Consider the following 19,412-nt stretch of genomic DNA (forward strand, 5'->3'; position numbering starts at 1 on the left):
AGACCATGACGATCACCACCCCCGACGCAGGCCCCGCGGTCGACGTCGAACTCGACATCCTCCGGTACGGCCTCACCGAGGTCGCCCGGGAAATGCTCGACTCGCTGATGCGCAGCGCCTTCTCCCCGGTCTGCCGCGACATCCTGGACTGCACCAGCGCCATTCACATGCGCACCGACGACGGCTGGGAAACCGTCGCGCTGTGGGAGGGCTGCATGCAGCACGCGTTCACCGCCCCGCACATCGCGAATTTCGTGATGGACGACTGGGACGTCGACAGCATGCAACCCGGAGACGTCATCTTCGTCAACGACCCGTGGCGCGGCACCATCCACCAGTCGGACGTCAATCTGCTCCGGCCCGTATTCGTCGACGGCCGAGTGGAATTCCTGCTGCACTCGACATCTCACCTCGTCGACCTCGGCGGGGCGATCCCGGGTGGCTTCTCCAACGGCACCCAGACGCATTTCGAGGAGCAGCTGAAGCTGCCGCCGACACTGCTGTACGCCAACGACGTTCCTGTGCGGCCGCTGTTCAACTTCATCCTGGAGAACAACCGGGTGCCGCAACTCGTGCTCGGGGACCTGCGGGCCCTGCACGGCTGCCTGGTGGTCGGTGAGCGCCAGCTCCAGGCCCTGATCGCCCGCGGCGGACTGGAAAAGGTCCGCGCGGCCGGTCGTTACGCCATCGAAGCCACCGAGGCCAGCATGCGGCGCGGCATCGCGAGCATCCCGGACGGCGACTACACCGCCGAGGACTTCCTCGACGAGGACGGCGTCACCGACGAGCCGATTCCGGTCAACGTGACCGTGAAGGTGCGCGGCGATTCCATGGAGATCGATTTCTCCGGCTCGGGTCGGCAGCCGCTGGGCAACTGCGGCACCGCCTGGTGCGAGGCTTCCCGCTGCATCGAAGCGGTCAAGTTGATGGTCGACCCGTCGACCCCGGTCAACAGCGGCACGCTGCGGCCGATCGAGACCTTGCTGCCCTCGGGCAGCGTGGTGCAGGTGCTGCCGCCGTCGAGTTGCTCCAACCACGCCGACATCGGCGCGCGGGGCATCAACGTGGTGACGCAGGCGCTGAGCCAGGCCATGGACGAGGCATTCGCCTGTGACACAGGCACTGCCGTTGTCGTCAGCCTCGGCGGCATCGACACAAGGCCCGGCCACGAAGGCACGCCGTGGGGTGCGTTCGCGCTCGCAGGCGGCGGCTGGGGCGGCACCTGGAAGGACGACGGCGTCTCCTTCTGCGTGATCCCGATCGGCAACTGCCGGACGTCGGTACAGGAGCACGTCGAGATCGAGAGCCCGCTCGTCATCGTCCAGCACGAGATGGTGATCGATACCGCCGGCGCCGGCGAGTTCCGTGGCGGTCTCGGCTCGGTCTACTCGATCTTCGCCGAGTCCGACACGATGGTCACCATCACCGCCGACCGGGTCCGCCTCGGCGCACCGGGCTCGAACGGAGGTGGCGCAGGCTCGCCCGCCTTCGGCTGGTACATCGAAAACTTCGATCTCGCCGAGCACGTCGACCCCCTCGATCTGCGTGGGGCCGAACCGCTGTTCGGCATGTTCGACGAACAGGGCAGACCGGACCCGAACAACGGCGAGTTCGGACGCGGTGCCCGCTATCAGACCGGCAAGTTCTCCGGGCTGATCCTCAAAGCAGGCGACGCACTCCGCTTCGTCATCGGCGGTGGCGGCGGCTGGGGTGACCCTCTGGAACGCGTCCCGGCGAAGGTGCTGCAGGACGTCCGCAGCGGACTCGTCAGCCCCGAGTTCGCGGCCGACGCGCACGGTGTCGTGATCGCGAACGGTGACATCGACGCCGCCGCCACCACCGCACGACGCGCACAGCTGGCCGCCGAGCGCGAACAGGGCCGCTGGAGTGTGCCGGTGGCCAACCCCCGCAACTGGAATCTCTGAGAAAGGAAACCCCATGGCTGTCGACCGGCTACTGTTCCCCCGCCCCGAGACCGACCGTGTCTACGTCGAACGCACCGCCGTCGACGGTGCTTGCCCGTCCTGCGGCGCAACGAGTCTCGCCCGCTACCCCGTGGCGAACCATCTCGGCCCCCGCATGGTCGTCAAGTGTCAGGAGTGCTTTCACCACGTGTCGGTGACAGTTCCGGAGCCGGAGGACAACTGGCCCGCGTGGCGTTCGCCGGCACGCGACTGGCCGGCATCCCGCGTCGGATAGATCGCCACCACCTCATCTGCTCGGAAGAAGGACGGAAATGTCAGGATTACTCGACGGGAAAGTAGTACTCGTCACCGGCGCTGCGGGAGGGATCGGGCGCGCGACGTCCCTGCTGGCGGCGAAGGAAGGCGCCTGGGTCGCGGCGACCGACGTGTCCGAGAAGGGCGTCGGGGCGACGGTAGAACTCGTGCGCGCTGCCGGCGGCGAGGCGATCGCGCTTCCCGCCGACCTCACGGTCGGAGCCTCCGTGGACGCGATGGTCGCCGCGGCCGTGGACCATTACGGCCGCCTGGACGGCGCGTTCAACAACGCCGGGGTAAGCGGCGGGCAGATAGGCCAGGGAGGCAGATCCGTTGCCGAGTGGGACGAGGAGGCGTTCGACCGCGCGGTCGCGGTGAACCTCAAGGGCGTATGGCTCTGTATGCGCGCGCAGTTGAAGCAGATGGTGGCGCAGGGTGGGGGCGCCATCGTGAACACGGCGTCGCTCGCGGGCCTCACCGGCTTCAAGACCACGGCTGGATATGCGGCGGCCAAACACGGCGTCGTCGGCCTGACCAAGACTGCCGCAATCGAATACGCGCCGACGATCAGGATCAACGCGGTGTGCCCGGGCTACACCGACACCGATCTGATGAAGGACGCCAAGCGCCGCAGCGGGGCCACCATCATGGCCCGAATTCCCTTCGGCGCCCTCGCCCAGCCCGACGACATCGCCGAGATGGCGTGCTGGCTCCTCTCCGATCGCGCCGGCTACGCAACCGGCGGTTCGTTCGTCGTCGACGGCGGATACATGGCGGGATAGCCGCGCAAACACAGGTAAGAACATAATATATTGAGTATGGTGTGTCCTTGTCCGGCGTCGAGCCGTGCAAGACGCCGTGCGAGATCGAGAGACAGAGGTTCATTGTCATGACCGCAGTGATAGTCGACGCCGAATGCCACATCGGGGGGCGGTGGCTGGCGGGTGAGGGGGAGCCGTTCGCCTCGGTCGACCCGTCGACGGGCCGGCAGTTGGCGCTGACCCCGGCGACGAGCGGCAGGCAGGTCGCGGCGGCGGTGTCCGCGGCGCGGGAGGCGTTCGACGGCGGCGCGTGGAGTCGCCTCACACCGGGTGAACGGGGTGTCCTGCTGCACCGGTTGGCGGATCTGCTCGAGCGGGACCGGGACCGTATCGTCGACCTCGCCGCCACCGAGATCGGCACCCCGGTCAGCAGCGCCGCGACGTTGCACGTGGATCTGCCGGTGCGGTTCTTCCGGTGGTTCGCCGATGCCGCCGCCCGCGGACCGCGAGAAGGCTACGAGCAGCCGCTGCCACTGCACCACGACCCGATCACCTCGAGCAGCCTGCTGGTGCGGGATCCGGCCGGGGTGGTCGCCGCGATCGTCGCCTACAACGTTCCGGTGATGATGTGCGCCTACAAACTCGGACCCGCGCTGGCGTCGGGGTGCTCGACGGTCCTGGTCACCTCACCGAAGGCGGTGCTGCTCACGGCGGCGATCGTGCGGCTGATCGAGGAGGCGGGATTCCCGCCGGGTGCGGTCAATCTGGTGTTCGGCCCGCCGGAGGTGACCGCGCAGGTGGTCGCCGCCCCGGAGGTCGACATGGTGACGTTCACCGGGTCCGCCGCCGTCGGCAGCAAGATCCTCACCCTTGCCGCTCCGACGCTGAAGAAGGTCGTTCTCGAACTCGGCGGCAAGTCCCCGAACATCGTGTTGCCGGGCACCGACCTCGCGGCGGCGGTGCCGGCGTCGGCGTTGCGGTTCACCCGCAACAGTGGTCAGGCGTGTGGGGCGACGACCCGCACCCTGGTGCCCCACGCAGTGTTCGACGAGTACGTCGAACGATCGGGGCAGTTCCTGCAGAGCCTGACGGTCGGTGATCCGCATCTGCCGGGCACGGTGCTGGGGCCGCTGATCACCGCCGAGCATCGGATGAACGTGGAGGGGTTCCTGGCGCGGGCCGTGGAACGCGGTGCCCGGGTGCCGGTCGGTGGCGGCCGGCCTGCCGGTCTCGACGACGGATTCTTCCTGGAGCCGACCCTGGTGACCGGGGTGACGAACGAGGCGGAGATCGCGCAGGAGGAACTGTTCGCCCCGGTCGCGGTGGTGATGCCGTACACCGATCTGGACGAGGCGGTGCGGATGGCGAACGGTGTCCGATACGCCCTCAACGCCAACGTGTGGGGCCCGACTGCGGAGGCGTTGGCGTTCGCGCGTCGGCTGCGGTCGGGGACCGTCACCATCAACGGTGGCGGTGGGATGCGGGCCGACGCCCCGTGGGGCGGTCCCGGGCACAGCGGCATCGGCCGCGAGGGCGGCGAGGAAGGCCTGCGCGAGTTCTTCGAAGTCAAACACCTCCAGTGGCCCCTGTAACCGCACCGACGTCAAGAACCCAGCAACAGAAACGAAGAGGACGAACCTGATGCCAACAATTGTCGAACACCTCGCGGATTTCGCCGCCGCCGCCGACGGGCGGTCACTTCCCGAGGACGTGGTTTCCGAGTCCAAGCGCATTCTGCTGGACACCCTCGGCTGCGCGGTCGCGTCGCTCGGCGACGCGGGTGCGCAACGAGGGGTCGAGTACGGCCGGTTCCTGGGCGGTTCGGAAGGCTCGGCGTCGATCCTCGGGACGGGCACGAAGACGTCGGTGCCAGGCGCGGCGTTTGCCAACGCCGAACTGGTCAACGCGCTCGACCAGGACGCGGTGCTGCCGCCCGGCCACGTGACGCCGTACGTCGTCCCCGGTGCGCTGGCGACCGCCGAGGCCCTGCACTCCTCGGGTGAGCGGCTGCTCACGGCGATAGCGGTCGCGCACGAGATGTCGTACCGCATCGGCAAGGCCACCGACTATCTGCGCGACATCAAAGACGGCGTGGTCACCATCCCCAAGGTCATCGGCTACAGCAGCACGCTGTTCGGTGCCGCGGCCGCGATCGGCGTCGTCAAGGGATTCTCCGGCGAGACGCTGGCCGATGCGCTCGGCATCATGGGCTCGACGATGCCCACCAACACCCAGCGCGCGTGGATGATGCACGCGCCGTCCACCACCATCAAATACCAGCTCGCAGGGGGTATGGCCCTGTCCGCGGTGACGGCCGCGAACCTGGCCGAACTCGGGCACACCGGCGACCGCCAGACGCTCGACGACCGCGAGTACGGCTTCCCCCGGTTCATCGGGACCTCGCGGTGGGAGCCGGCGCCGATCACGGCAGGCTTGGGGACGGACTGGACCTTCACCCCGTTCCAGTCGTTCAAGCCCTATCCCCACTGCCGGGTGATGCACGCGCTGTTCGACGCCCTCACCGAGATCGTCGAGGCCAACGACCTCGCGCCCGGCGAGATCGACGCCATCGACGCCTGGGGTGAGAGCTTCGTGATGCAGCCGGTGTGGGTCAACGAGACCATCCGCAATCCGCGCGACGCCCAGTTCAGCATGACCCACGGCCTCGCCCTCGCCGCCCACCGGATTCCGCCCGGAAAGGACTGGCAGACACAGGAAGCGGTCCTCGATCCGTCCGTCCTCGCGCTCACCACGAAGACGACCTTCCAGGAACACCCCGACTACACGGCGGCGCTGGCGAGCAACCCGGCCGCGCGCCGCTCGCGCGTCGAGGTCCACGCGCGCGGCACCACGTTCTCCGGTGAACGCGGCTACCCCAAGGGAAGTCCGTCCCCCGACCCGGTCACGTACATGACCGACGACGAACTGATCGCGAAATTCCGGCACAACGTCGACGGCGTCGTGAGCGACGCAGACGCGGCCGCCGTCGTCGAGGCCGTATACGACCTCGAGAACGTCGACGACATCTCGACGATCCTGAACCGACTGCAGCCCAACTCCGCTGACTGATCGGATGGAATACTGCGCCGCTCTTGTGGGAGATTTCGACCGCGAGAGCGGCGCGGTTCTGTGCAGGCACTCGTTACAGTCTTCACCCGGGCTCCCTCTGCCGGCGGGTGCTTCCGGCCGTTCCGTTCTCCGATCACCTTTTCGAGCGGTTCAGTGTCTCGGAGGGTAATTCGCCGAACTTTTCGCGGTACTGCCGGGCGAACCTGCCGAGGTGGAAAAACCCCCACCGTGCGGCAGAAGCGCTCACCGATTCCGATCGACCCGTCGCCAAATCGGTGCGGACTCGATCGAGCCGCACCGAACGTACGTACTCACTGGGCGGCATTCCAACGGCCTGCTGAAATCCGAGTTGCAAGGCCCGTGCGGTCACGCCTGCCTTGGCGGCAAGGTCGGCGGTCGTAATAGCCTCGTCGGGGTGTGCGTCGATGAAGTCGATCAGGTGGCGCACCGTTGGCGACCCAGCGCGCGGGGACGGCCCGACCAGTGCTTCTGTCAGCTGATTCGGAACGGTGAGCAGCAGTTGGGTCATGAGCGACGATTCGAAGTCGTGACGTGCGAGAGGCATCGTGGCTATCCCTCCCTCACGCGCGAGTTCTCGGTAGAGGAACTTCACGGCGGCGAGGAGCGACCTACCTGCTCCAGCAGCCGTATCGAAGGTCAAGTCGAAGCTGACTTCCTGCTTCTCCGGTCGGCCGAGCAATGTACCCGCATGGGTCTCCAGCGTGTCGATGGGCAGCTTCAGATGATATTGCGTTGCGTCCGCGCTCCAATTGATCATCACGGGCGCATCGGGTACGAAGACAACGCCATCTCGCCTCGCATCCAAGTTCCTCCGGACGCCCCGCTGCTCGACGACACTGCTGCCCTCTATCAAGAAGTTGACGTGATAGCAGGATCGCATCGGCGGACCGTTGAGAATGGCCGCCGCCCCGTAGGACATGCGACCCAGCGTCAGGCGTCCCGGCGAAATCGTGTCGAGACGAAAGTCGACCGGCTGCCGATCGTCCAATTCCAACTCGTGGTTCGCGAAGGTCGTGGCTACGTGTCGGTGGGCGACGTCGGCATCGCCGGTTCGAAACTTTTGGAGGCTCGACGCCGCTGCTACCTGTAGCAAGACCCTTCCTTCCTGTGGTGACCCGTATCACACCTGATAAATATATTATGCCTTACCAGCGGAATGCGCCACCTTCGCATCGTGGACACCGCGGCTTCGCTCTGAGGATTGTGACCCGCATCTCTCCTGCTTAACGTTGTGAATCAGCGTTCTGCGACTAAACCGTCGCTGCCACAGGAGGACTCGATCAATGTCAGAACCCACGCACGAAGCCCCACGGCTTGAAGTCGACAGGATCCCGAGAGAAGGGGCGTGCCCCCGATGCGGGCAGGAGAAGCTGCGCGCGTATCCCGTCGTCGCCGAGACCGGCTGGCTCCACGTCGTCAAGTGTCAGAACTGTCTCCATTCCGTCGAGCGTGAGCGGTGGTCGCGTCTTGGACACATCCAGCTGCTCGCCGATCTCGTTTAATCGCCAACCATCGAGGAGTACGACAATATGATTGCAGTCGACGTAGGGGGCACCTTCACCGATGTCGTCGCATGGCGCGACGGCAAGATTCTGACCACCAAGGTGTCTACCGACTACACCGAGGTCGCAGGACCGGTGCTCAAGGGCGCGCAGCTGCTCGGAGTCGAAGGCTCGGCCGTCTTCAACCACGCCAGCACCCACGGCCTCAACGCGGTCATCACTCGAAAGCTACCCAAAATCGGTTTCTTGACCACCGAGGGACATCGCGACATTCTCGACATGGGACGGGTCTGGCGACCCACGGAAGCGATACTCGATCCGCATTGGCGCCGCAGTTTCGGCGACGCATCGAGGCCGATCGTCGATCGCTACCTCCGCCGAGGCATCCGCGAAAGGCTCACTTCCGATGGAAGCGTGCTTTTCGAATTGGACGAGGAGCAGGCCCGTGCGGAGCTGGAAGTTCTGCGCAGGTGCGATGTGACCGGGGTGGCGATCTGCCTCATCAACGCGTACGTCAACCCCGTCCACGAAATCCGGCTACGCGAGCTGGTCACCGAGGTGCTCGGCGACGTCCCGTGCTCCATCTCCAGTGAGGTGTCGCCTCTCGCCAAAGAGTACGCACGCGCATCGACGACCGTTATCGACACCTTGATGAAAATCATTTACACCAAGTACTCGGCGAGCTTGGGAGAAGGGTTGACCGAACTCGGCTTCACCGGACAACTCAACTTTGCAGACTGCGCGGCAACCCTCGTTCCCGCCTCGCGCGCAATGGACCTGCCGTTCAGGATCGTGTTCTCGGGACCGGCCGCAGGCACAGTCGCATGCGCTCACTTCGGCGACCTCATCGGTGAAACCGACCTACTGTGTGCCGATGTCGGCGGAACCTCGTGCGACATCAGCGTAGTAACGGGCGGGGCTCCGTTCGTCAACACCAGTTTCGAACTGGAACACGATCTGGTCGTCAACGCACTCGCCAACGACATCTCCAGCATCGGCGCCGGTGGCGGAAGCATCGTCGCGATCGGCCAGTCCGGGGAAATTCTGGTTGGTCCCGACAGTGCACGGGCACAGCCGGGCCCCGCGTGCTACGGGCGCGGCGGTACCGTACCCACGACCACAGACACGTGTCTGATGATCGGAATCATCGAACCGGAAGGTTTTGCCGGCGGTGAACTCGATCTTGACATCACGGCCTCCGAGCGTGCGTTCGAAGGGCTCGACACCGACTTCAGCCTCGCACAGCGAGTCCGCTACGCGTACGAGATGGCGGTCAACAACATGGCCGAAGGCGTGTTCAATGTCGCCATCAAGAACGGCGTCGACCCGCGTGACTACAGTCTCGTCGCCTTCGGTGCAGCCGGACCGATGTTGTTACCCGCCGTTCTCGACACCGTGCATTGCAAGCAGGTGATCGTGCCGCCGAATCCCGGTCTGTTCTCGGCTATCGGTCTGCTGGCCGCCGACCAGGTGTTCACGGTCAACCGAAGCGCATACCTGCTGCTGTCGCCGGACGAGGCACCGTCGATCGACGCGGTGTTCACCGAAATGGAGACTCAGCTCCGCGAACAGGTAGGTGATACCACCGCGGTGACCTTCCTCCGCAGCATGGACGCGCATCTCGTCGGTCAAAGTTGGGATACACCGTTCGTGCCGGTACCCGACGGCGTGATCGACGCAGACGCCGTAGCGACGATGGTGACCTCGTTCCACGACACGTATGAGAGTCGTTCCGGCAACCGTTTCGAGGCCATGCCGGTCGAAGGCGTGACATTTCGGATACGCGCCGTGGTCGAGACGTCGAAAATCGAGTTCCCACATGTCCCCGTTCGCCGAGCCGACGAGCCCCTGATGCCGGTGCGCACAACCACACTGCGTTTCCTCGGCGACATCGATTGTGACGGCGACGGCGCTCAGGAGGCCCACGTATACGAGCGGTCGACGCTGCGCGCGGGTGATGTGCTTCCCGGCCCGATCATCATCGACGAGGGACTGTCCACCACCCATGTGGGCGCCGGCCAGCAGGCGACCGTCGGCGAGTACGGCGAACTGATCATTCGGAGGAAATAGCTATGTCCACTCTGACCGTCCCGGCCGTGTCGCCGGAATCGACTCGGCGACTTCGCGACCTCAGCGACAGCGAATTCAAGGACACCTACGGGTGCGACCGCTTCAGCGCATCCGTAATCTTGAACCGGCTGCGATACGCCGTAGAGCATATGTCCACCGGTTTCATGCGAGAGGCGTTCTCTCCGATCATCCGCGATTGGTACGACTTCGCGTGCACCATCAGTGGCCCGGCGGACCGGGACTACCCGATGGCCGTCGTGAGCAACAGCCTCGTCGTCTTCCTGGGAACCATGGGTGACGCGGTTCGCAACGCCGTCGAGGAGTACGGCCCCGAAAATCTGCGCCCCGGAGATGTTCTGATCTGCAACGACCCGTACCGCGGAGGCAGGCACGTCAACGATGTCGCGTTCACGCGCCCGGTCTTCGTGGACGGAAAGATCGTGTCCTACGTCAACCTGTGCGCCCACCAGTTGGACATGGGTGGCACGGTACCGGGCGGATTTTCGGCCACCAAGTCGAACGTCTACGAGAATGGCCTCGTCATCCCACCGATGTTGTTGTGGTCGGAAGACAAGCCGGTCCGATCCACCTTCAGCCTGATCTTCGACAACACCCGATGGGGGGGAATGCTGCTCCCGGACTTCAAGAGCATCTATCAGCAACTGAAGCTCGGGGAGCGGTTGATCCTGGAAAACATCGACCGCTACGGACTCGACTCCTACCTCGGGACACTCGACTATTCGTGCGACACGTCGGCCGAACGGATGCGCGACGCTATCGGACGCGTTCCCGACGGCGACTACGCCGGGTCTGCGCTGATCGATGCGGACGGATTGGACGACACCCTCGACTACACGGTCCGCGTGCTGGTGCGCAAACGAGGAGATGATATCGAGGTCGATCTGTCAGGGACCTCGGCTCAAGCGCGGACATGCATTAACTGCGGGGTACTCGATGCAAAGACTGCGGTGGGTGTCGCCTTGACCATCCTGCTGGATCCGAAAGTTCCGTTCACATCCGGAACCTGGCGAAACATCGACATCGCCGCTCCCGCTGGGACTATCGTCTCCTCGCTGCCCCCGGACGGCGGCATCATGATGTTCTGGGAGGCTTCGGGCGCGATCGCATCGGCAATCTTCGATGCGCTCAATCCTGTTCTCGGAGTGCAGGGTGTGGGCGGAGACTACGGTTCCACCAATACCCACAATGCCTCGGGCGTGCGGCCGGACGGCACACCATGGACGAGCGCGACCCAATGTGGAGGGGAGCACGGCCCGTGGGGTGCATCGAAGGCCGGTGACGGCGACAGCTACACCGTGCTCCTGACCCTCAACAACCTCGACCCGGCAACCGAAACGATCGAACACGACTCACCGGTCGTCGTTCTGCGGAAAGAGCACGCGATCGACACGGGTGGCGCGGGTACGTTCCGAGGTGGAGCGGCGAATCTGAAAGACACCTTATGGCTGACTGCCGGCCAGCACTATTTGTCGCCTTTCCGGACGAAGAAGCCGAGTGGTGTCGGCGCCAACGGGGGCGATGCAGGACCGAACGGGGCGATGTGGCTATTTCCACCGACGACCGATGCCCCGGTGCAAGGCCTCGTCGATACCGCAGACAGCGCCTACGAACACAGCGAACCGGTCGCCGGCGTTCTCGATCCGTCGACGCATGCGCTCGATCCCGAAAACGGCGAGTACAACTATTTCGCACGTCAGCAGGTATGGACGACCGCACCGAACACCATCCTGCGCTGTTTGACGAACGGAGGTGGGGGTTGGGGTGATCCCTTCGCTCGAGACCCCGAACGAGTACTGGCCGACGTACGCAACGAGTACGTCAGCATCGAGGCTGCTGCAACACAATACGGCGTCGTCGTCGTCGGTGACCCACGCAACGACCCGGAAGGTCTGCGGATCGACGTTGCCGGTACCGATGCGCTCCGTGGAAAGGCACAGTGATGAAGAGCGTACTTTTTCCAGGTGATGGCACTACCGTGCTGGAGGACGTGCCGGAGCCGACACCCGGCCCTGGCGAGGTGGTCGTCAAGATCCGGGCCTCGGGGATGTGCGGATCGGATCTGCACTTTTATCACGGCAATTTCGATTTCGACCACTCTGTAATCCAGGGACACGAGCCGTGCGGAGAGATCTACGCAATCGGTGAAGGTGTCGCGCCCACCGCCGCAACCGTCGGCGACCGCGTCATGATCCACCACTACTTCGGTTGCAGTATGTGCAGGCGCTGTCGCGCAGGCTGGCCACAGATGTGTGAAACAGGTCAAGGCAAGACGATGGCTGTCCACGCCAACGGGGGACATGCACCGTTCGCAGTCGTACCGGTTACTTCGATACTGCCGCTGCCCAGCGAACTGTCCTTCAAAGCCGGCGCGGCGATCGGGTGCGGTACAGGAACTGCCTGGGGTGCGATCAAGCGACTCGGCGGAGTCGGTGACACCGTCTCCGTTGTTATCGGCCAGGGTCCAGTCGGACTTTCCGCCACGATGTTCGCGTCGTCCATGGGTGCGACCGTAATCGGCGTGGACATCGATGCGACGCGGTTGGAGCGCGCGAAACACTTCGGTGCGGACGTCGTCGTGAACTCTCGTGAGGAATCGTTGTTCGACGTTGTCAGTGACTACACCGGTGGGCGTTTGGCTGATGTCGTGATGGAGACGTCTGGGCGGGCGACCAAAGACGCTTTCAGCGTACTGGGGACATTCGGCCGGGCATGCTTCTCAGGATTGCCCGGTGACGTGGAATTCACGACGCAGGCCGTATACAAGAAGCAGTGGACGGTCATGACCTCGTGGACCATGTCGTCCATCGAACAAGCGCGCTGCGCCGACTTCGTGGTCTCCCACAACCTGCCGGTCGACGACCTGTATTCGCACCGTTGGACGATCGATCAGGCAGCCGAGGCCTACGAGTGGTTCGACAGGCAAGACGCGGGCAAGGGTGTCTTCGAGTTCGACTGATACGTCCCGTCCGTACTCACGTGACATCACGAGCGAACGCGGTAGACCTAGAAGGAGTCATTATGACTACACAAGAAGTGCTTTCACCTCCCCGGCCCGACTTCATCGCCGGTAGAAAGAAGAACCTGATCGGTGGAAGGTGGGTCGACGCTACATCCGGAAGAAAAATAGATGTCGTCAATCCCGCTACCGGCGGAAAGATGTGCGAGATCGCAGCAAGTGACAGCACCGACATCGATCTCGCAGTATCGGCGGCGCGGTCGGCGTTCGAAGGTGAGTGGAGCCGGTGGACTCCGCATCAGCGCCGCAAGTTGATGTTGAAGATTCACGATCTCGTTCTGGAGAACTTCGAGGAACTGGCTCTGATCGAAACCCTCGACATGGGTGCTCCGCTGTCGCGAACGAAGGGGCTCGCAGAGTGGACCTCGCAAGTTCTGCACTTTTTCGCTTCACAGTGTGGCGCCGGAACCGTAGCGACTCCGGAGAACTCGCTGCCAGGTGATTTTCTCACACTGCGAAGTCTTGCCCCTGTAGGTGTGGTGGGTGGCATCATCCCCTGGAATGGGCCGTTGATCGGTCTGTGGTGGATCTTCGGGCCGGCGCTCGCCACCGGTTGTACCGCGGTCCTCAAGCCCGCCGAAGACGCATCACTGTCGGTGCTACGCGTGGCGGAGTTGATGTCGGAAGCCGGTCTACCCGACGGCGTGATCAACGTTGTGACCGGATTCGGTCGAGACGCGGGACAGGCATTGGCGGAACACAAGGACATCGACCGAATCGCGTTCACGGGGTCCATCGGCACAGCCCAGTCGATCGTCCGAGCCTCTGCAGGCAACCTCAAGCGTCTCCAGTTGGAACTGGGAGGCAAATCACCGGACATCATTTTCGCGGATGCCGATCTGGACAAGGCCGTTCCAGGTGCGTCCATGGGCGTGTACACCAACAGCGGCCAGGTATGCGTCGCCGGCACACGCATACTCGTTCAGCGCTCGATCCACGACGAATTCGTGGAGCGAATGACAGAATTCACGAAAACGATCAAGGTCGGAGATGGACTGGACCCGAACACGCAACTCGGCCCACTCATCTCACAACGGCAACTCGACCGCGTCATGAACTATATCGACATCGGCGGAGGCGAAGGCGCTCAGTTGGCCAGCGGCGGTGGCCGACTCGGTGGAGCACTTGCGAACGGCTTCTTCGTGGAGCCAACCGTATTCGCGGGTGCGTCCAACGAGATGACGATCGCGCAGGAAGAAATTTTCGGTCCCGTCGCATCGGTGATCCCATTCGACGAACCCGAAGACGCGCTGCGCATCGCCAACGACACACCCTTCGGACTGGCGGGTGGGGTGTGGACGCAAAACTTGGCTACTGCGCATAAGGTCTCACGCGGAATCAATGCGGGCACGGTATGGGTCAACTGCTACGGCGTACTCGATCCGGCCGTCGGATTCGGCGGCACAAAAATGAGCGGGTACGGCTGGAAGGGCGCCAAGGAGCATGTCGAAAGCTACCTCTATCCGCAAGCGGTCTACATCAACCTCGGTTGATGGGGTAAGGGTGTAGTCCGATCAGGCTGCGGATTCTTCCGAGGAGTCAGACCCGCCGACGCACGCGCCGTCGGCGGGTCTGACTTCATCGAAGCGCGGGCGCAAACTCCCCCTTTCGGACGATGCGCAATACGAGCAGCGGCAGATGCACGGCAACACAGCGATGAGATTCACTGTCAAACAGCCCGACGATGATTTTCACAGCTACGACCCCAGATTCTGTTCACCGGAATGAGGTAACTATCACATGATGATCGAGCACCATCAGCATTTTATCGGTGGGAAGCTAGTGGACTCACGCTCCGCTGGTCGCATCACAGTGATCGACCCGGCCACGGAAGAGGTCATCGGGGTGATCGCCGACGGTGACGGCAGTGACATCGCAGCAGCCGTCGGAGAAGCCGAAGCGGCCGCCCCGGCCTGGGCGGCGAAGAGCCCCGCCGAACGCGCGACCGTGTTGCGGGCGATCGCCGATGCCTTCGAATTGCGGATGGATGAGATCTCGGCACTGGTCACCAGGCAGAACGGAACGCCGATCTCGATCGCCCGAGCCATGCAGTCCCAGGTGCCCGTGGTTTACCGCTACTTCGCCGATCTCGCCGACGCCTTCGAACCAGAAGAACTGGTGGAAACCGCCAGTGGTGATGCGATCGTTCGGCGAGAGCCGGTCGGCGTGGTCGGCGCGATCATCCCGTGGAACGGTCCGCAGCCATTGACCGCCTGGAAGCTGGGTCCGGCATTGGCGGCGGGCTGCACGGTGGTGATCAAGCCGGCGCAGGAGACATCGCTCGATGCGTTCATTCTCGCCCAGATTCTGACCGAGGCGAACGTTCCCGACGGTGTGGTCAACATCGTCACCGGAGGACGACAAACGGGCGCGGCCTTGGTTGCCGATCAAGGCGTTCGAAAGATTGCATTCACCGGTTCCACCCGCGCGGGTCGGGCAATCGCCGCCGAATGTGCAGCTCAACTCAAGCGCGTGACTCTGGAACTGGGCGGCAAGTCCGCCGGAATTCTTCTGGATGATGTCAACCTCGATGTTTTCCGGCCGCTCGTAATGTCGGCGTGCTCGCCGAACACCGGCCAGACCTGCCGCGCACTGACCAGAGTGCTGGTGCCCTCGTCCCGTCACGATGAGATCGTCGAAATGCTGAAGGAGACGCTGAGCTCGATCCCTCAAGGCGATCCCAGCGATCCGGTGAACATGTTCGGGCCGTTGGTCAATGCTCCCCAGCGTGAACGGGTCGAGTCGTACATTGCCCTCGGCCGCGCGGAGGGCGCCACTGTGGTTTTGGGTGGTGGACGACCCGAAGGTCTGGAGCGGGGCTATTTCGTGGAGCCGACCATTTTCACCGACGTCACCAACAACATGCGCATCGCGCGTGAGGAGATTTTCGGCCCTGTATTGGCAGTGATGTCGTACGAGACGGTCGACGAAGCCGTGGCGATCGCCAACGATTCCGAGTATGGCCTGGGCGGTGGGGTGTTCTCCGCAGATCGTGAGAAGGCCACCGAGGTGGCGCGGCGGATTGTGAGCGGCAGCGTGGGGATCAATACCTCGACACTGCCGATCGAAACCCCGTTCGGTGGGGTGAAGAATAGCGGGATGGGGCGCGAGCTCGGCCCACAGGCGCTCGACGCCTATCTCGAGTACAAGACCCTGTTCCGCGCCAAGTGACGATGCGGCGGGGGGCGATCGACCTCGCCTCCACCGTCGTTCGGGATGCTTCGGAGCCGTGCACACGCGTCAGCGTCGCAGCCAATACGCCACCGCTTCGGCGCGGTTGCCGGCATCCAGCTTGCGCAGGATATGCGTGATGTGGGTCTTGACGGTGCCTTCGGAGATCGTCAGGCGGCGGGCGATCATGCGATTGCTGTCGCCGGCTGCCATCCGCTCGAGTACTTCGACTTCGCGGCCGGACAGACCGTATGAGGAATTGTGTACAGTCGGCGAGACTGCGCCTCCGGTGAGGTCGGACAGTGTGGTGGTGAGCGCCGACACTCGTTCCAGCACGGTAGCCCGGGCCAGTGCGTGGCCGAGACCCTCGCCGAAAAGGTTGAGGATTGACTGATCGGTGTTGTCGACTGGACGACGTGCATAGTAAGCGTCGGCATGGACCAAACCCATGACCCGCCCGCCCACGTTGATCGGCGCGACCCCGTAGGACGTGCACCCGGATATCGCCACGAGTGTGCGATCCACCCTGGGGTTGTCCTGTACGTCGTAGACGAGACCGGGTTCACCACGGTCAACGACGTCCGACTCCACCAGAGTGCCGTCCAGGGTCGGCGGATGTTCTCTTCCGGCGGCCACCATTTCGTCGGCGAGGCGAGGGTCCTTCTCGATTACCATCGTGTGCAGATTCCAGCGCCCGCGTTCCACAGTGGAGATCAGGGCGCGGTCGAAACCGATGGTGATTACTTCCTCAGCGGCGCTTCCGAGTAACTCGTCGACTGTCTTGGCGGACTGTAATCGTACGAGGGAGCGGTGGATCGACCGCATCACTTCGACGCTCGCCGCCACGCGCGACTCGTTGACGCGGCTTTCGAGATTGCGGACGGAGCCGAGCAGTGAAGTCAAGCAACTAATTCGGCCAGGAGTAGTCGTGGGCGGAAGCTGGGTGAGCTCGCCGAGAGCGACCGTCCACACACGATCGAGTATTCGCTTCGCCGACTCTGTGGACATCGCCCCGTATTCGATGAAGGGGCGGTCGAGGACCGCTTCGGCGTGCATGCCCACTGACCGGACCTCTGCGTACAGGTCCGGAGACAGTATGCCGTCGTGCACGGGGTGGTTATCACTCGATCGCATGACCACAGCCTCCACGTCGCCTCAGGGCGTGTTTCATATCACAGATAATATACTATACGCGATCTAAAACATCGTCCGTAGGTCGTACTGAAGATCGAACCCACGGCAGATGTCGCCCGATGTGTCTGGCTTCACACTGATTGTCACCACTTGGCCCTCCGGCCGCCACAGCGCACTCCCCGCCAGAACCCGAAGGGTGTGCCGTCGCCGGACTCGGAGACGGACATGACCGATGAACAGCTGTCGCTGAGCCACGCCCCACCCACAGACCAGGAGATGACATGACCGCAGCCCTTACCGAGCGACCCCGGGTCTCGCTCCGGGCCAGGATCGGGTCGTTCGACCAGGCATACCTGGTCCTGGCGATCACCTTGGTACTGGTACTTGTCGGCGGTGCCACCACCGAGAACTTCCTTACCACAGGGAACTTGAGCACCATCCTCAATCTCTCCGCTGCGTTCGGCATCATGGCAGTCGGGCAGGCGATCGTAGTGATCGGAAAGGGTCTCGACCTGTCGATCGCTGGAATCGGTCTCGGCTGCGCCCAGGCCACCCTCGCGCTGATGAACCAGGGGTGGGGACAGTGGGAGGCCGTCGGGGCGATGATTTTGCTCGCGGCGTTCATCGGATTGGTCAACGGTGTAATCATCGCTTTTGTCGAGGTTCCGGCGTTGTTCGTCACGCTGGCCACCGGAATGCTGGCGATAGGGGGGATCGGGATACTGATCCTCGACCAGAACGTGTACTCAGTTCCGGCGGACTCTGTGCTGGCCGAGCTGAGCGGTACCGCGTTCTGGTCGGTTCCGCGGCCAGTGTTGATTGCGGCGATCATCTTCCTCGCGGCATGGCTGTTCATCACCTTTACTACACCGGGCCGGCTCATCCGGGCGATGGGCGACAACTTCGCCACTGCCCGGTCCTCCGGCGCCCCGGTACGTCCTCTGCAGGTGCTCACCTACGTAGTGTCCGCGCTCCTGGCCGCGTTGGCCGGATTCGTCACCGTCGCAATCCAGGGCAGTATCCAGACCACATCCAGCTCGTTCGACCCGATCCTGTTCACCGCGTTGACGGTGGTGGTGATCGGCGGTGTCTCGTTGTCGGGTGGTCGCGGAACTGTCCTCGGAGTACTGGCCGGTGCGCTATTCGTCGGCATATTGAACAGCTTGCTGGTCATGCACGGACTGTCCACCGCGGTGCAGGACCTCATCCGGGGAGCGGTTCTGCTCGGCGCCATCGGCTTCGACGCCTGGCTGCATCCACGCAACGACGAGACCGACAAGTCCGGTGAGCTCTGACGCCGCGCCGGCGTCGCTCCCCGAAAATCATCCCAACGTAGGAGAACCACATGTCATCACACAGGAAGTGGACAGGTGTCGGTGCGGTACTGCTCGCAGTCGGCATGATCGCCGGCTGCACAGTGAACACCGGCGCCGAAGCCGGAACCGGCGGTGAGCGAGGCGACGGGCAGGGCTTCGGCGCCAACGTCGAGTTGCTGCCGGCACGGCAGAAAGTACAGGACATCATGCAGGGCAAACGGGTTGCATTCGTTCCGATGCTCTACAAGGGGTATCAGCTCACCGAAAACTGGGGCACGTCGCTCACACGTTCGCTCGAGGCCTCCGGAGCCCAGGTCACCATCCACGATCCGAACTTCGACCCCGATCGCATGCTGGCGATCCTCAACGACATAATCGCGCGGAAACAGGCCGATGTGCTGGTGCTGCAGAGTTCGGCGCAGGGACTGTTGGACAACGTCATTGAACGTGCAGCGCAGGCAGGTATCTACACCGTGGTGTTGAACATGATGTCCACCCGGCTCAGCGACGCGTTCGTCGGCGTCGATGTATACGGTGCAGCCCAAGCGATCACCAAGCGGGCCGTCGCGGATTGTAACGCCCGCGGCACCACCAAGAAGCTGTCGATCATCGACGGCATGGGCAATGATCCGGCGTCCCTGCTGTGGAACGCCGGTATCAAGGATGTCGCCGAGCACGAGGGCTACGAGGTACAGATCAGCCATTCGCAGTTCGACAATTCCAAGGCACAGGCGGCGGCCGAGGCGGCGATGCAGCAGAACGGCAACGATCTGTGCGGCTTCCTGGTCACCTTCGACCTGAACGCGGTATCGGTCGGACAGTCGGTGAAGGCCGCCGAGAGCCGCGGGCAGATTCAGCCCGCCGCGATCGGGGTGTACACCCTGGACGCGAACTCGGCGACCTGCGAGGAACTCAAACGCGGCACGGTTACCGCCACAGCGGCGTACGACGTTCAGGGTATCGGGGCTGCAGGCGCGGTGGCGGTGCAGAACCTCCTCATCAACGGCGCGCCCGCGGGGAGCCGCCATGACGTGGGCTACGTCTCGTACCACGTGGTGGACGGCAAGACCGCCGACGAGACGACCATCGCCTGCTACCGGTCCAACTAGGAG

General features: G+C 63.9%; 14 protein-coding genes. 12 read left to right on the forward strand and 2 right to left on the reverse strand.

The window, feature by feature from the left end; genetic code table 11:
• Positions 1-5: 5 nt before the first annotated feature.
• The 5 genes from JWS13_RS28660 (at position 6) to JWS13_RS28680 (ending at position 6,049) form a co-directional block, all read left to right on the forward strand.
• On the forward strand, positions 6-1,925 hold the full coding sequence (locus tag JWS13_RS28660) for a hydantoinase B/oxoprolinase family protein (RefSeq protein WP_206008791.1): 1,920 nt from the start codon (positions 6-8) through the stop codon (positions 1,923-1,925).
• 13 nt (positions 1,926-1,938) lie between these two features.
• On the forward strand, positions 1,939-2,199 hold the full coding sequence (locus JWS13_RS28665; protein ID WP_206008792.1) for a hypothetical protein: 261 nt from the start codon (positions 1,939-1,941) through the stop codon (positions 2,197-2,199).
• A 37-nt stretch (positions 2,200-2,236) separates the two neighbouring features.
• Entirely contained in the window at positions 2,237-3,001 is a 765-nt protein-coding gene (locus JWS13_RS28670) for an SDR family NAD(P)-dependent oxidoreductase (RefSeq protein ID WP_206008793.1), read from the forward strand.
• A 107-nt stretch (positions 3,002-3,108) separates the two neighbouring features.
• Positions 3,109-4,572 carry an aldehyde dehydrogenase family protein gene (locus JWS13_RS28675; protein WP_206008794.1) on the forward strand — a complete coding sequence of 488 codons (1,464 nt, stop codon included), beginning with the start codon at positions 3,109-3,111 and terminating at the stop codon, positions 4,570-4,572.
• Positions 4,573-4,621: 49 nt separating this feature from the next.
• Positions 4,622-6,049, forward strand: a complete 1,428-nt coding sequence (locus JWS13_RS28680) for an MmgE/PrpD family protein (RefSeq protein ID WP_206008795.1) — start codon at positions 4,622-4,624, stop codon at positions 6,047-6,049.
• 133 nt (positions 6,050-6,182) lie between these two features.
• On the opposite strand, the gene JWS13_RS28685 is transcribed toward JWS13_RS28680, so the two are convergent.
• Complete coding sequence (locus JWS13_RS28685; protein ID WP_206008796.1) at positions 6,183-7,163, reverse strand: AraC family transcriptional regulator; 981 nt, start codon at positions 7,161-7,163, stop codon at positions 6,183-6,185.
• Positions 7,164-7,599: 436 nt separating this feature from the next.
• Here JWS13_RS28685 and JWS13_RS28690 point away from each other — a divergent pair, with 436 nt between their 5' ends.
• The 5 genes from JWS13_RS28690 to JWS13_RS28710 all read left to right on the forward strand — a co-directional run bounded on the left by JWS13_RS28690 (position 7,600) and on the right by JWS13_RS28710 (position 15,850).
• Complete coding sequence (locus JWS13_RS28690) at positions 7,600-9,642, forward strand: hydantoinase/oxoprolinase family protein (RefSeq protein WP_206008797.1); 2,043 nt, start codon at positions 7,600-7,602, stop codon at positions 9,640-9,642.
• Between the two features lie 2 nt (positions 9,643-9,644).
• Entirely contained in the window at positions 9,645-11,603 is a 1,959-nt protein-coding gene (locus JWS13_RS28695) for a hydantoinase B/oxoprolinase family protein (RefSeq protein WP_206008798.1), read from the forward strand.
• Positions 11,603-12,619: an alcohol dehydrogenase catalytic domain-containing protein gene (locus tag JWS13_RS28700; RefSeq protein ID WP_206008799.1), complete on the forward strand. Its 1,017-nt coding sequence runs from the start codon at positions 11,603-11,605 to the stop codon at positions 12,617-12,619. Before JWS13_RS28695 ends, JWS13_RS28700 begins: the two co-directional genes overlap by 1 nt.
• Before the next feature lie 62 nt (positions 12,620-12,681).
• On the forward strand, positions 12,682-14,172 hold the full coding sequence (locus JWS13_RS28705; RefSeq protein WP_206008801.1) for an aldehyde dehydrogenase family protein: 1,491 nt from the start codon (positions 12,682-12,684) through the stop codon (positions 14,170-14,172).
• 250 nt (positions 14,173-14,422) lie between these two features.
• Complete coding sequence (locus tag JWS13_RS28710) at positions 14,423-15,850, forward strand: aldehyde dehydrogenase (protein WP_420855055.1); 1,428 nt, start codon at positions 14,423-14,425, stop codon at positions 15,848-15,850.
• A gap of 69 nt (positions 15,851-15,919) precedes the next feature.
• Here JWS13_RS28710 and JWS13_RS28715 read toward each other — a convergent pair whose 3' ends face one another.
• Positions 15,920-16,753, reverse strand: a complete 834-nt coding sequence (locus tag JWS13_RS28715) for a LuxR C-terminal-related transcriptional regulator (protein WP_206008805.1) — start codon at positions 16,751-16,753, stop codon at positions 15,920-15,922.
• Between the two features lie 512 nt (positions 16,754-17,265).
• On the opposite strand from JWS13_RS28715, the gene JWS13_RS28720 reads away from it, so the two are divergent.
• Positions 17,266-18,279, forward strand: coding sequence for an ABC transporter permease (locus JWS13_RS28720; protein ID WP_206008807.1), 1,014 nt, complete (start codon positions 17,266-17,268; stop codon positions 18,277-18,279).
• 50 nt (positions 18,280-18,329) lie between these two features.
• On the forward strand, positions 18,330-19,409 hold the full coding sequence (locus JWS13_RS28725) for a sugar ABC transporter substrate-binding protein (RefSeq protein WP_206008808.1): 1,080 nt from the start codon (positions 18,330-18,332) through the stop codon (positions 19,407-19,409).
• Positions 19,410-19,412 lie beyond the last annotated feature (3 nt).

Origin of the sequence: Rhodococcus pseudokoreensis, assembly GCF_017068395.1 — a bacterium.
GTDB lineage: Bacteria > Actinomycetota > Actinomycetes > Mycobacteriales > Mycobacteriaceae > Rhodococcus_F > Rhodococcus_F pseudokoreensis.

Excerpts from the sequence above, each read along its gene's own strand:
- JWS13_RS28700 (WP_206008799.1), top strand. The coding sequence starts at position 11,603 with ATGAAGAGCGTACTTTTTCCAGGTGATGGCACTACCGTGCTGGAGGAC.
- JWS13_RS28705 (WP_206008801.1), top strand. The coding sequence starts at position 12,682 with ATGACTACACAAGAAGTGCTTTCACCTCCCCGGCCCGACTTCATCGCC.
- JWS13_RS28710 (WP_420855055.1), top strand. The coding sequence starts at position 14,423 with ATGATCGAGCACCATCAGCATTTTATCGGTGGGAAGCTAGTGGACTCA.
- JWS13_RS28680 (WP_206008795.1), top strand. The coding sequence starts at position 4,622 with ATGCCAACAATTGTCGAACACCTCGCGGATTTCGCCGCCGCCGCCGAC.
- JWS13_RS28670 (WP_206008793.1), top strand. The coding sequence starts at position 2,237 with ATGTCAGGATTACTCGACGGGAAAGTAGTACTCGTCACCGGCGCTGCG.
- JWS13_RS28660 (WP_206008791.1), top strand. The coding sequence starts at position 6 with ATGACGATCACCACCCCCGACGCAGGCCCCGCGGTCGACGTCGAACTC.
- JWS13_RS28720 (WP_206008807.1), top strand. The coding sequence starts at position 17,266 with ATGACCGCAGCCCTTACCGAGCGACCCCGGGTCTCGCTCCGGGCCAGG.
- JWS13_RS28690 (WP_206008797.1), top strand. The coding sequence starts at position 7,600 with ATGATTGCAGTCGACGTAGGGGGCACCTTCACCGATGTCGTCGCATGG.
- JWS13_RS28665 (WP_206008792.1), top strand. The coding sequence starts at position 1,939 with ATGGCTGTCGACCGGCTACTGTTCCCCCGCCCCGAGACCGACCGTGTC.
- JWS13_RS28725 (WP_206008808.1), top strand. The coding sequence starts at position 18,330 with ATGTCATCACACAGGAAGTGGACAGGTGTCGGTGCGGTACTGCTCGCA.
- JWS13_RS28675 (WP_206008794.1), top strand. The coding sequence starts at position 3,109 with ATGACCGCAGTGATAGTCGACGCCGAATGCCACATCGGGGGGCGGTGG.
- JWS13_RS28695 (WP_206008798.1), top strand. The coding sequence starts at position 9,645 with ATGTCCACTCTGACCGTCCCGGCCGTGTCGCCGGAATCGACTCGGCGA.